At 36.8% G+C, this 13,404-nt stretch carries 14 protein-coding genes; 8 read left to right on the top strand and 6 right to left on the bottom strand.

The window, feature by feature from the left end:
* The first annotated feature begins 100 nt into the window (after positions 1-100).
* From DFQ12_RS10650 to DFQ12_RS10670, 5 genes are all read left to right on the top strand, one after another.
* A complete protein-coding gene (locus tag DFQ12_RS10650) occupies positions 101-478 on the top strand; it encodes a nuclear transport factor 2 family protein (RefSeq protein WP_120258897.1) in 378 nt (125 codons plus the stop codon).
* A gap of 335 nt (positions 479-813) precedes the next feature.
* Complete coding sequence (locus DFQ12_RS10655; protein ID WP_120258898.1) at positions 814-1,713, top strand: TraB/GumN family protein; 900 nt, start codon at positions 814-816, stop codon at positions 1,711-1,713.
* Positions 1,714-2,085: 372 nt separating this feature from the next.
* Positions 2,086-3,144 (top strand): hypothetical protein, encoded by a 1,059-nt coding sequence (locus DFQ12_RS10660; RefSeq protein WP_120258899.1) that lies wholly within the window; start codon positions 2,086-2,088, stop codon positions 3,142-3,144.
* Positions 3,145-3,467: 323 nt separating this feature from the next.
* Positions 3,468-4,403, top strand: a complete 936-nt coding sequence (locus tag DFQ12_RS10665) for an alpha/beta hydrolase family protein (RefSeq protein ID WP_120258900.1) — start codon at positions 3,468-3,470, stop codon at positions 4,401-4,403.
* Positions 4,404-4,531: 128 nt separating this feature from the next.
* On the top strand, positions 4,532-5,689 hold the full coding sequence (locus tag DFQ12_RS10670) for a TlpA disulfide reductase family protein (RefSeq protein WP_120258901.1): 1,158 nt from the start codon (positions 4,532-4,534) through the stop codon (positions 5,687-5,689).
* Between the two features lie 74 nt (positions 5,690-5,763).
* On the opposite strand, the gene DFQ12_RS10675 is transcribed toward DFQ12_RS10670, so the two are convergent.
* The 3 genes from DFQ12_RS10675 to DFQ12_RS10685 all read right to left on the bottom strand — a co-directional run bounded on the left by DFQ12_RS10675 (position 5,764) and on the right by DFQ12_RS10685 (position 8,133).
* On the bottom strand, positions 5,764-6,420 hold the full coding sequence (locus tag DFQ12_RS10675; protein WP_120258902.1) for a hypothetical protein: 657 nt from the start codon (positions 6,418-6,420) through the stop codon (positions 5,764-5,766).
* Positions 6,411-6,905, bottom strand: a complete 495-nt coding sequence (locus DFQ12_RS10680) for an RNA polymerase sigma factor (RefSeq protein WP_120258903.1) — start codon at positions 6,903-6,905, stop codon at positions 6,411-6,413. The genes DFQ12_RS10675 and DFQ12_RS10680 overlap by 10 nt, the downstream gene beginning before the upstream one ends.
* A gap of 232 nt (positions 6,906-7,137) precedes the next feature.
* The gene (locus DFQ12_RS10685; RefSeq protein WP_120258904.1) at positions 7,138-8,133 is read right to left on the bottom strand and encodes a phosphotransferase enzyme family protein; all 996 of its coding nucleotides are present in this window, start codon (positions 8,131-8,133) and stop codon (positions 7,138-7,140) included.
* 157 nt (positions 8,134-8,290) lie between these two features.
* Between DFQ12_RS10685 and DFQ12_RS10690 the strand changes: the two genes are divergently transcribed.
* Positions 8,291-9,385 (top strand): DKNYY domain-containing protein, encoded by a 1,095-nt coding sequence (locus DFQ12_RS10690; protein WP_208642503.1) that lies wholly within the window; start codon positions 8,291-8,293, stop codon positions 9,383-9,385.
* A gap of 209 nt (positions 9,386-9,594) precedes the next feature.
* Here the strand turns inward: DFQ12_RS10690 and DFQ12_RS10695 are convergent, their stop codons facing one another.
* Positions 9,595-9,924 (bottom strand): hypothetical protein, encoded by a 330-nt coding sequence (locus DFQ12_RS10695; RefSeq protein ID WP_120258905.1) that lies wholly within the window; start codon positions 9,922-9,924, stop codon positions 9,595-9,597.
* Positions 9,925-10,350: 426 nt separating this feature from the next.
* Here DFQ12_RS10695 and DFQ12_RS10700 point away from each other — a divergent pair, with 426 nt between their 5' ends.
* Both DFQ12_RS10700 and DFQ12_RS10705 read left to right on the top strand, forming a co-directional pair.
* The gene (locus DFQ12_RS10700) at positions 10,351-11,073 is read left to right on the top strand and encodes a ferritin-like domain-containing protein (protein ID WP_120258906.1); all 723 of its coding nucleotides are present in this window, start codon (positions 10,351-10,353) and stop codon (positions 11,071-11,073) included.
* A 21-nt stretch (positions 11,074-11,094) separates the two neighbouring features.
* Positions 11,095-11,928, top strand: coding sequence for a ferritin-like domain-containing protein (locus DFQ12_RS10705; protein ID WP_120258907.1), 834 nt, complete (start codon positions 11,095-11,097; stop codon positions 11,926-11,928).
* 62 nt (positions 11,929-11,990) lie between these two features.
* Here the strand turns inward: DFQ12_RS10705 and DFQ12_RS10710 are convergent, their stop codons facing one another.
* Complete coding sequence (locus DFQ12_RS10710; RefSeq protein ID WP_120258908.1) at positions 11,991-12,833, bottom strand: anti-sigma factor; 843 nt, start codon at positions 12,831-12,833, stop codon at positions 11,991-11,993.
* 2 nt (positions 12,834-12,835) lie between these two features.
* Positions 12,836-13,402: an RNA polymerase sigma factor gene (locus DFQ12_RS10715; protein ID WP_120258909.1), complete on the bottom strand. Its 567-nt coding sequence runs from the start codon at positions 13,400-13,402 to the stop codon at positions 12,836-12,838.
* Between the last annotated feature and the right edge of the window lie 2 nt (positions 13,403-13,404).

The following is a 13,404-nucleotide window of genomic DNA, read 5'->3' on the forward strand; positions in this document are numbered from 1 at the left end:
ATGATTCAATCAAATTTACGAAATAAAGTGTGCCGCAGTAGCTGTGTGATTTTTTTTGTTATTTTTAAAGTAAATAATGTTATTAATTATATAATCAATTATGAGTAAAGTTACTAAAGAAGATGTTGCGGATGCAGAAAATCAGCTTTTCTTAGCCCAGTTGGCAAGCAATGTGGATGCTCTGGACCAGCTATTATTTGATAATCTCATTGCAGTTGCACCAACGGGACAAATGCTAACCAAAGAAATGGATTTAAATGCGCATAGAACAAAAGCAATGATTATTGAAGAGGCTTCCACAGAAATTGATGATATCAGAATAACCGGAGATACCGCGCTTTCCGTCGTTACGATGACGGCAAAAGGTAAGGTAATGGGAGCTCCATTGGAAGGAAAATTCAGGTATTTCAGGGTTTGGAAATATGTTGATGACAAATTAAAAGTCATTGGTGCAAGTTTCATGCAATTGCCGGAATAAAGATGTAATGAGTCGCTTGCATCTATAGCTCGTTGATGTTAAACCAGATGCTATATGGAACCAATCGGTATACCTTAAGAATATCATGTGACGCACTTGCTTATAATGCGATATCTGACACAACAGATGACTGTATTGAATTTAAGTATGAACTTGACACAAAAAATACAGTTCGTATTTAGATTTTTTCAATAGGCAAAAAACCTTAGTTTCATGCAGATATACCTTATACCAATTTTTTTATGATATGATTTTTCTTTCAGTTTCTCATAATTGACAATTAATTAGAATAAATTAGTAACATAAAGACCATATAATCAATAAATACTAAAATTATGAACATAAAGAGAACGTTTCTATTTTCGCTATTCTTTATAACCTTTACTATAGTATATCCACAAGACAAGCCAAAAACATTACTTTGGAAAGTTTCAAAAAATGGAAGTGAAAGTATTTCCTACTTATTTGGAACATTTCATCAAGTTAATCCTGATTTTTTCGATTCTTTATCAATTGCAAACCTGCATTTAAAAAATAGTGAAATTTTATTTGTTGAGGCATATTCAGACCCTAATACTGATACGACTAAAGCAGCACAAAATAAAGATGCAGCTCTATTTGAAACGTGGAATAAAGAAAAGTGGAAATCTAAACTAAACTCGAGACAGTTTGTCATTTTTGAAAAATTTGTGAACAGTAAATGGGTCGATGAATATGTTTACAAATTACATCCTGCACAGTTAATGTTTTTGCTCCAATATATGTATATACAAGGTGTATGCGATACCCTCAACAGAAGTTCATACGATCCTATGGATACCAGAATTACACAAATTGGGTTAGCACATAAATTGGCCGTTATAGGCCTTGATAAAAATCAAGCTCAGGACATTAAAATATCTACTGAGAAAGAGGAGAGTTTGTCCTTAAAAAATACGTTAAAACAGGATGTAATCTATATTGATTATATTTTGAAAAAAAACACGAATAATCCGACTGCTAAAATTTTACGGGATTATAAAAACAAAAATTTGGATTATTCTTTAAATAAAAGCATAAGAGGCAATTCGTACTTGCTGAATGAAAGAAACAATAAATGGATGGCTCAGCTTACCGAATCGTTTAAAACTAAAAATTGCTTTGTCGCAGTTGGATTCCGACATCTATGTTATAAAACGGGGTTAATTCAACAACTTAGAAGAGCGGGATATAAGGTTGAACCAGTGGCACTTTAGCAACCAACAAATATTTATTGACAAGGTACAATTATTACCCAAATAACATACTGTCAAATAGAATAGTACTACATTATCTTATTGACGGTTATTCGAATGAAGAACTCGAGGATATGTAAGGCAGTTATATACTAAGACCTAACAAAAGTGGAGTTAAAAAATCATCATAGGATGGAGTGTTTAATTGGACTCTGCTATTTCGATAGCACAACCTGTTTATGACTAAAACCTTTCGCTGATTGCTGTACCTTTAACAACCCAAAAATCGATTTTGGACATTATTTGTTCAAAATCGAAGGACACTTTAATTAAATAACTGAATAGTTATTGTTTCAATGATTGAAAAACAATATTTTTGTCAAAACCCAAATTATGAAGAAGTTTTTCAAAATTCTTAAGTACGCATTTGTTTCCATATTAGCCGTTCTTGCACTGGCTTTTAGCTATATATTCATTTCCAACAAGATTTTCATCGGAACAGCTAACAAGAAAAATACAGATTACCTCAGCCTGCACAAAGTACAGATTACGGATAGTATTCCAAGTAAGTTATTCGACGATAACTTCTATAATTCGGACATCATTTTGCTTGGGGAAATCCATGGTTATGCGGATAACCAAAAACTGGATAAAGAGCTTCTTTTATACTTGAATAAAAAACTAAATATTAGGTACTATATCGCTGAGATGGATAGTACAAATGCAGACAAATTAAACAGTTTTCTTTCAAAACCCGTAAAAGATGAGGCATTGCTAAAAGAGGTTGTTACTGCTATACGCAAACGCATCCCTCAACAATCGAGTGTCGAATTATATCGTAAATGGATCGAAATATATGATTATAATCAAAAGCTAGCTGACAGTGCAAAAATCAGCGTCATTGGCATTGACAAAAGCTTTACAAACGATAAATTGACTATATCCAGAGATTCAGCAATGGTATTAAATTTGGAGGATTATATCAAAAAGCATCATCTAGAAGGTGAAAAATTTTATGGATTATTTGGCTTCTTCCATGTATTACAAAAAGGAAAAGATACAACTAGCGTTCCCTTCGCTGCGAGATTAAAAAACAAAGGTCGTAAAATAACAAGTTTCGTAAGCTATACCCTTGATAGTGAAATGTATCTCCCCAAAAATCCGCAATTTCCAACACCACCAGACGAAAAAGTAGATTGGATAAATGCAGATGGTCCCCTAATGCTCGTGAAAGGAATTAACGATCTAAAGGAGTTGAGCCAGCCGAATAGCATTTCATTATTTAAGCTAAATGCAAAGAATTCGCCTTATTTGGATTCTCAAGATTTAATATCAGTAAAGTCACGAATGTTTGGTGAGAATATTATTCCCAACGATAAGACCTATACGACAGATTATTTTCAATATGTATTTTTATTGCGAAACTCTAAAGCGCTTAGGAAATTAGATTAGCGGCTGATTTTATTGCCAATTTGGCCAAATTTGATTATTGATAGCGGTTATAAGATTATTTTTACAGATTATATCTAGATTCAATTTAGATGGTCACTTCGCCCCGGCAACCGATGATCTAAAACCTCTAAAGATTCGGTAATCTATTACATGAGAAAAGAAAAAGTCTTTTTTTTACCGATATATTGGTGCTTTCACCGATTAAAACAAACACTTCACCTAAATAATACCAAGAAGGGAACTCGAAAATAACTAAGTTAGATGCAAAAAATAATAGTTCACCATTGACATTTAAGCAACATAACTTTAAAAATAGATCCCCAATGAAAAAACACTTAAGTATAGCGTATTCTTATCATAAATCGCCGACTCAATATGCGAAAGAGAGATTACATAAAAGCGTAATTTTACTCTTACTTTTTCTATTATTTACAACCAACATCATCGCCCAAACTACAACATACACAGTAAAAGATATAAAATTTAAAAGTAAAGGGATTGAATTAGCGGGGACAATTTTCACCGCTTTAAATTCGAAAATTGGAATTGTCATAGTCCACGGATCTGGACAAGAACTTAGATCGAATAAGTTTGCAGCAATGTTGGCTAAAAATGGGATATCTGTATTGACTTATGATAAGAGAGGGGTTGGTGAATCAGGAGGGGAATATGCCGGTCCTGAAGTTGGTACGAATAATATTGACTCAGCAAACCTCAATCTTCTAGCGGAGGATGCCAGTGAAGCAGTTTTAACCCTTAAAAATTATTTTGGAAAAAAACTAACACATATTGGTCTCTCGGGGGGCAGCCAAGCTGGCTGGATTATTCCTTTGGCATCAAATAAATCAAACAACGTGGATTTTACGGTCATTTTTAGTGGACCAGTAGTTCCTACATTGGAACAGCTCCGTTTTCAATTTTTTACCGAAGGAAAGGCAAATTTTTGGTCAAATCATACCGAGCAAGAGGTAAGGGACCATATCCGAAATGCCCCCGATAGATATAAATTTATTACAACCGATCCGCAGGTGTCCCTCCGCAGTTCAAATACACCAGGAATCTGGCTTTTTGGTGGACAAGATGTCCAAATCCCTGTCGGTTTATCCATTGATCATCTCAATTTACTTAAAATTGAAGGGAAACCCTTTGAATACTGTCTATTTCCAGAAATGGGGCACTTTTTAACAGCTTCGGACTCTTCAGCTCCTATTAAAATAGCTATAAATTGGATCAAAAAGCTAAGCGAAAAAGCAAAATAGAAGCGAAAAAAAGCTCATTTCTTAAATAATTAGAAATCAACAGATCGTTCTGATAAAGTTCCACCACAGCAAAAGGTATATGTATACAAATTTTTAAGTATTTTTATTTAAAAATTATAACCGACATAATGACTTTAATAAGAATCTTGGCCCAAATCTGGTTTACAATAATACTGATTACTGTCAACTTATTACTCAATACACAAGCCGTTTCTGCGCAACAGGATTTCCAAATTATGGGGATCGGAAAGACAATGTCAGATAACGATATTATCTATCTCGTCTACAAGCAAGATGGGAAGCTTGTTATAGATTCGACAAAGGTCAAGAATAATTCCTTTAGATTTAAAGGAAAAATCGGGAACTCTCCCCTTTCTGCTTCATTGTCCAGAAATCAGAATCCTACCAATAATAATTATAATTTCATAAGTGACCGTAAGAGCATTTTCCTGGAGGCAGGGAAAATAATCTTGAGAAGCAATGACACCCTCAGCAATTCTGTTCTTTCAGGTACAGACTTAAACCGAGTACTTCAGTTGAAAAATGAAAGATTGTTTCGTATCTCAAATGAACTAAAAAGTATAAAAGACCCCTACTTTTTTAATGCCCAGGAATTGAAAGACACTATTTTGGTAAAACAAAATCAACGGATTATAGATTCGTTGTATTTCATTTGGAAAGATCAGGAATTGGATTTTGCCCGAGATTTTCCCGACTCCTATATTAGCCTTGATCTGGTAAACCAGATTTCAGAAGTAAACAGGTTAATAGATAAAACCGAAATGGTCTTCAATGGATTGAGTGAGCGACTTAAAGCGATGCCACAAGCAGATATCGTGAGAAATAATATCAGAGAGAAAAAGAAAATACGAATAGGAAATGATGCACCTTTATTTGACATGAAAGACATTCATGGAAATATTGTTCAATTGTCATCCTATAGAGGGCAGTTCGTCTTAATCGATTTCTGGGCCTCTTGGTGCTTACCATGTCGAAACGAACACCCCAACCTTATTGAAATCGACAGATTATATGGGAAGCGAAATTTTTCTATTATTAGCATTTCCATTGATCGTAAAGAAGATGATTGGAAAAGAGCTGTCAAAAAAGATGGTCTCACATGGACACAATTGTGCGATTTAAAGGCTAGCGATAGTGACGTTTACAAGCAATATGGAATTACAACAATACCTGCTAGTTTTTTGATAGATCCTGACGGAAAAGTAATAGCAAAGGATCTGAAAGGTGATGCGCTAAAAAATAAAATTCATGAAATCGTAAAGTAAATTTAAGGCCGCTCAATTTCATAAAGTTCAACAAGCAACAGGGTTTGTTGAACTAATAATCTTAACAGTCTTACCTAATTTGTATTACTCTCTATTCGTTCATCCGGATCTTCCAGAGGTCGCTCCTCCAATTCAGCTATATAATATTTTAGATCCACCAACATATCTTGATGAGGTTTGGCAAATTTTCTAAAAAAGTAGCGATGTACAAAATAGAAAATTAGTCCATAGAGAGCGAATCTAAAAAAGACCGTAGTGTTTAATATTGACGCAAGATTAAAGGAATGGATATTCTTTAACGAGAGTGAGGTGATCAGCATGAAGTAGAGTGCTATTCCTGTCAATTTATTGAACCTCAAATAAGCGAAGATAAGCTGTTGTATCCTCTTGAAGCGCTCAATTAAAGGTAGGTCTGCCTCATAGTTCTGACGAATATTTTTTCGCAGTTTATGGGCGACATAAATTGTTACCACTTCAACCAATGAGCCAAGAACCAAATAGCACCCCCAGAATGTGCTGTCATAGTAATACAGAAGAATACCAAGGGCAAGGATGACAAGCACGGAGCGATATTGCATATTCTTCCTTAAGTTCTGATCGATCAGATCAAGCAAGCCTGTTGATTTTTGTGTAGTTATTTTTTCTATAGTATTTTCAGGTAAGTGCATCATTGTTGGTTGACCATCCATACTATTTTTTTGCATTTTATATTTCAGTTGATCTAGTTCCATGGTGATAGTTGTTTGCTTAATTCCTTCAATTTTGTTTTAATTCTCGATATTTTTACGGCTACATGGTTGGGCGTCATACCCATAGTCTCTGCAATATCATTGTAACTATAGTCTTCAAGATAGAGTGCCACCAAGGCTTTCTCCACCTTATTCAACTTACTTATTGCCTGATACATCACCAAAATTTCCTCATCCTCACTGTAAATGATTTCGCAGTAGCTTTCTTGACTAAACTGTAATTCTGCAAGATTGTTCCGGCGATCCCGCTTGATATATGTGATAGCCGTATTCAATCCTACTCTATATAGCCAGGTTTGAAATTTGGCATCACCTCTAAAGCTTTTGAATGATTTCCAGGCCTGTAATACGATTTCTTGAAATAAATCTTCCCGATCGGCTTTATTGTCTAGATACATGCAGCATATACGATGTATGATCTTCTGATTGGAAGTTATTAACCTAATAAAGTCTCTTTCAATGTCCATACTTTTCTGAGGATGTCTTATTTTATAGTGCTTTACTTTGTTAGTCTCTAAAAAGTTAAAAACATTACAACAGAAATAAAAAAAGCTATGCCGACCATATTCTTTAAAATATCGGATACATCTCACCGCATCTCATTGGGCCCAAAACGCTCTTATTACTGTTATCCATCAACGACTTTCTTTGGAGCTTTTTACAAAAAAATCTTGGACGCGATCATTTAGCTTGTGAAAATTAGCACTTATCCCAATAATTCTCCACGATATGCTTTAAGAAGGCCGTGTAAAAATTCAAATGTGCGGGTTGGCTAAATACAGAAAATTGATCGTGAGAGGTGTGGAATCCCATGTAAAACAGCCAAAACCCCAATGAAAGATAGGGTACCAGCGCTAATTCCTCATCTTCGACAGGGCGTATAAGACGATATCCATCCAAGAAGATACGATAGGAGTCATGAGCAGCCTGCGGTGTCATCCTCCCAGTATATACATCTAAGATGAGGTGTTGCCAAAAGGTCATGATATCATTCACCAGCCAGCCGTACCCCATGAAATCAAAGTCAAAGAAAGTCACCGAATCATTTTCGAAATGAAAATTTTTGGGTAGAAAATCAAAATGGCAATAGCCCTTTGAAAATACCGATGGATCTATTTGCGACAGTTTTTGTTCAATACGATGAGCCATCTCACACAACCAGCTATATTCTCCAGCGTTTTCTTTAAAAACAGGTCTCAGTTTTTCCAAAGGCTTAAAAACTGTTGTCTCAAGATCGAAAGTCCATCTTTCTCCGCCCAAACTAACTGTGGATGAGGTATGGTGAAAACGTGCCATTTCATTTCCCAAAACACGAAGCTGATTTTCACTCAATGACCGGACGACCTGACCTCGCGCAAAACTGAACAACACCGCATAACGCTCCCCCTCTACTGCTTCAATTTTCTGTATTGATTCTCCCAAAATATCAGTAATCGGATAGGATACGGAAACCTTTGTCTCCTTTAAAGCTTGCAATAATTTCACTTCCTCTCCTATCTGTGGTAAACTTCGATGTGATGAACGATAAACCCGCAATATAAACTTGGCTTCAGAAGCCTCTACAAGATAGGTATCTCCTACCCCTCGAAGCAGAAATTTACATTGAACATTTTCAAGTCTATATTTCGCTGAAATCAGCGAAGATAATGCGATTGGACAGAGTGTAGAATAAGTAGCAGGAAAAACAGGTTTCATTTCATAAAGATACCTGAATATGTAGCAGATCACAAATACACATCCATTGCAAAACCAAATATTCTAAAAGGTTTATTGACCTAATATTAGATTTGGTTTTTTGTAATTTTACAAGAAAATTCCCCTTTTTTAAATTCCATGGCGTAAATTTATATAAATGAACACTATAAAGAATATGGCATCGATTCTACCAAACAGGCAAGTGAAAAAATACTTTTTTTTCCTGGCTTGTATTTTACTCAGTTTTTGTACCTCATGTAAGGATATTGGCAAACTGGTTGATAAGCAAAAATCGAGTTCCTATTTTATAGATTCCAAAGGACAGGTGGTCTATTGTCAGAATGGCAATTGGTTTAGCTTGGGCGTATTGCAAATGCAGGCTGATGCAAAATCGTTTGAGGTTTTGGCAGAAGATATAGGCAAAGACAAAGATTCGGTATACTTTCGTAATATGACACAAAAACTGGTAGACAGGAATTCCTTTTATGTCGACAATCAAGTTCCTAAAGATCGTTTTCACGTATATTATATTGATCAGGTCTTGGGCTTTAATGTCATTGAAGGAGCAGATCCAAAAACCTATGAACTAATAAGCAATCATATCAACTGGGCTCGGGACAAAGACCATTACTTCTACTCTAATGACATGATACAGGCCGATCGGGAAACTTTTGCATTCGTCAATGACTTTTTTCTGAAGGATAAAGATTCTGTTTATGTTTCGCCTAATATTGGAGACTTTAGGTCAGTCATGCCTAACACCGGAAATGTTGAAGCCATAAACAAGTATTACATGAGAATCGCAAATACAGTATGCTATCCGCCTTTTCAGCAAGGCTCTGCCGCCATAACGAAATCATTTGATTCCATACATACCATTCGGGTGCTTGATCAGGATATAATTTGTGTCAACAATAAAACCATCCTGTTCCGAGGCAAAGATTTTAAATACACAGCTGTTGATGCTACCTCCTTTCAGTTATTTCCCGTGGATGAAAAAGATGGAATATATGCAGACAACCCTTATTCAAAAGACAAAAACCATATATACTATAATCAGGAAATAGTTCCGGATGCAGATGTAAAGACATTTATACCAATCGGTCGTGATTTCGGAAAAGACACTAAAAATGTATTTTATCAAAAACAACGGCTAGAAGGTGTAGATGCCACAAGCTTTAAAAAAGACGGTGATTTTTATAAAGACAAACGAGGGAATAAATTCAGCGCTTTGACAGGAAATAAAGTGTAAATAAATATCTCCTCCGGAGGGAGCTTGCCGGAGGAGATATAATTCGTACAGATGTATATGACCTTGTAATACAAGTTTTAAATTTTGTTCTTTAAAAAGATCAAATACTTGTTTTGGATTTACAAACGTATCATAGAAAATATAACTCCCTAGTATACAGGTTTACAAAAAACTAAACGGTTGCAGCATCTATATTTGAAAAGTATCCACTAATTCCGAAGCAACATATTGTATGTGGCCAAATAAAACTCATCAATCAGTTGCTTAATTAAATCATCTTTTTTGCTATCTACGACCAATCCGACCCAATTTTTGGTTGGAAGATATTTACTTCGGATCCATTGAACAGGCAACTCCACTTGCTTTTCGGTGCGCAGCCATTCTAATCCACACTCGTTAAAATAGATCTTTTCATTAAATAAATCCATAACAACGAATGGTCTTTTCTTGAAATAGAAAATACTCATATCAAGATCGGCAAGCTCATTGAAGCTGATATATTTTTTTAGATGCATATAGGCATTAATTTCGGTCAACATAACGGTCTATTTGTTTTATCGGTTCATAAAATTATCCATTGGTCCAGATCATTAATCACACCTGATTGATTCGCTTATCAGTTGAAATTAGCTACCACTTCCCTTATTGGAATTTGGTTTATAATTCAGTTACGAATCAAATCTAGGTGAATCGGGGCTGTTGGTTGGGGTAAATTTTGGTCTAATAGGTGGAAAAACACGAATTTTCATCGCCTATTGGTTTCTTAACTGAAAAGCATTTGAATATCTTGGTATTTGAAATAGGTAGGATGACAACATCCATTCTAATATAAAAAGTGATCTTGGTATTCTTTAATTCAATTTTTCAGGACATTAAAAAAAAGATGGATCTTCGCAATCCAAGCAATCCAAAAAGTCGTAAATGCTTATAAGTACAGAAAAATTATAAACTAAAAGACTTTTGTTATGAAAAAGATAACACCAAACAATGAGCCACTATTGACCTCCGATAGTGAATTTGAAAAGAAAGATCTCGGACGTAGAGATTTTCTAAAATTTGCAGGCGCCAGTGCCGCCTCACTTGCCATTCTTAGCGTGGCAAGCTGTAAAAAAGATCGTGATGACGATATGGATAATGGGGGTAAAGGCATGTACTTCGGTAGTGGGGACATTGCCATCTTAAACTATGCCTATGCACTGGAACAGCTTGAAGCGGCCTTTTACATTCAGCTGGTCAACAATCCATACTCCGGCATTTCCGATATGGAAAAAGCTTTCTTTACAGATATCCGTGATCATGAGATTGCCCATCGAGAGTTTTTTAAAGTGGCTTTGGGAGCAAAGGCTATATCTAATCTTGAATTCAACTTATCAGGTATTAATTTTAGCAGTCGAGCATCTGTCTTAGCTACCGCTAAAACATTTGAAGATCTGGGTGTTTCGGCCTATAACGGTGCCGGTTGGTTGATTAAAGATCCTAAATATCTCCTTTTAGCAGGTAAAATCGTTTCAGTGGAAGCCAGGCATGCCGCCTGGGTGCGTGATATGATCGACAATGGTAGTTTTGCCAACCAAGAAGTTGTCGATTCCAATGGACTTGACCTGGCCAAGAGCCCTAGCGTAGTTTTGAGTGCAGCGGCACCATTTATCAAATCAAAAATAGATGTAAAGGATCTACCTACCTATTAATTCACTTAAAATCTAATTATCATGAATCTCTTAAACGTTTTTGACCAAATAAATGCTGTAGATCCAGAATTTAGCGATCGCATCAGCCCACGTCGTGAAGCTATCAAAAATCTGGCCTCTATAAGCGGAAAAGTCACGCTAGCGGCAATTCCTTTTTTAATCAGCGAACTCTTTAAAAAGGCATATGGTGCTACCGCACCCACTGACGTCAACGGTGTACTTAACTACGCCTTGACCTTGGAATATCTCGAAGCGGAATACTATACGATGGGGGTTGCCAAAGCTGGTCTTATTCCATCGGGTAGACCACTTGGTGCCATCACCACCATCCGCGACCATGAAGTTGCTCATGTCAATTTCCTCAAACAGGTACTTGGCAATAAAGCTGTTTCCAAACCTACATTTGATTTTACTGCTGGTGGCACTTTTGGGAATGTCTTTAGCAATTATGACACTTTTTTAGCTGTCGCACAAGCTTTTGAAGACACAGGAGTACGGGCATATAAAGGGCAGGCTGGTATACTGCTTGGTAATCGTGTTGTGCTTACAGCAGCCTTGCAGATTCATTCGGTAGAAGCGAGACATGCCTCCCACATCCGTCAGATGCGACGGGCTCGTGGTGGCGGCGCAGCTGATCAAAAACCATGGATCACAGGAAGCAATGACACCGGCATCGGCGCGGTTGTAGACCCTATATATGCTGGTGAAAACAATGTTACACAAGCTGGAGTAGACATCACAAACCTCTCGGGCCCTATGGGAAAAATATCAACAAATGCGGCTACCCAGTCTTTTGATGAACCACTTTCTGCAGAAGCTGTACTTAATATTGCAGGTTTATTTATTAAAGCATAACAAAAAAACGTAGTTTATCTGTTTAGCATGTCCTGGTTTGTTTATCGAATCAGGGCATTTTTTTAGATACCGCCCATGACATAGAGTTCACTAAGCGTTGGCACATCTTTGCCTCCCTCATCCTCGAGTGTAATAGCAAAAGCTTGCGCTTTGGGGATGTCCAGCATTTTGCTTGTGCCATCTACCTTTGCATCCAATGGAAATACACCAGCATTCACCGGCTTACCATCAACCATCGCCCACAATTGATATTGCTTACCTTTAGGAGCGGTAGGCATCTGCTCAAGATTTAGGTACACTGCTTTCGAAAGTTGATCCCAAAAAACCAAAGCATGAAGATCCGGTTTATTTTCAACCCCTTTTAGCGGAATTGTTTTTATTTCAGGATTTTGCACAAGGCGCCATTTATCTTGTAAGGTGGCTAAGCTCGCTTGTTGCTGATCAAACGAAGCACTCGTCTTTGTCAGTTTATCTTTCGTTTCATTGTTTTGCTGATACAGCAACACATTAGCGCCGACACTGAGTACAAGCAACACGCTCGCGGCTATTGCCCAATTGTAGGACTTGCGTGGCACAATAACCGCCTCCGATTTTTCTCCGGAGTTCTGTTCGATATTATAATCGATTGTTGAGGATTCAGTCTCATTTCCTTCAGCAGGATCACTAGATGCAACGAGATTTTCCGCATTTAGTTTATTCCAGATATCCTCTTTTAGAGACACAGGCATAGCCATCGCTTGGATATCAGCCAACTCTTCGAGCGTTTTCTCCGCCTCAGCGATGGCCTGTTCCACTTCGACATTATTTTTTCGAATACAGTTCAAGATACTCACTTCCTCTTCCGAAGCAAGCCCCAAGACATATGATTCAATAATCCCTGACGATATGTATCCTTTAATATCCAAAACTAACGATACTCCTTTAATAATTGTTGTAGCTGTAAAAACGCAGCTCTGGTACGTGTTTTGACCGTCCCCAAAGGAACGTCAAGCTGTTCAGCAATTTCCTGTTGCGTATAGCCTTCATAGTATGCCATTTCGATTAAGATACGCCATTCAGGCTTTAATTTATCCAAAATATTTCTGAATCCAATAAAATCTGCTTTGGCGCTCTGCTCAATTTGAGTCTGATCCTGTTCTTCCTTACTATTTACGATATTTGAAAGCGGTTGGTTTTTTTGTTCGTTTAACACAGCCTTGGATTTTCGGTAGTCTAGGGCCGTATTCCGGGCGATACTGATCATCCAGGTATAGAGCCTGCCTTTCTCAGCGTCGAAAAGATCGACATGCTTCCAGATCTTAACAAATACATCCTGTATCACTTCCTCGGCATGCTCACTTGAAGCCACAATACGACAAACCACCCCATAAAGTGCCTCGGAATAGTTATCATAAAGATAACTAAAAGCCTGTTGGTTCTTTTTTTTCAATAAAAGAATCAGTGTTTCTTCAGGAAGGTTGTGTAAAGGGCTCAAAT

The organism is Sphingobacterium detergens, from assembly GCF_003610355.1.
GTDB lineage: Bacteria > Bacteroidota > Bacteroidia > Sphingobacteriales > Sphingobacteriaceae > Sphingobacterium > Sphingobacterium detergens.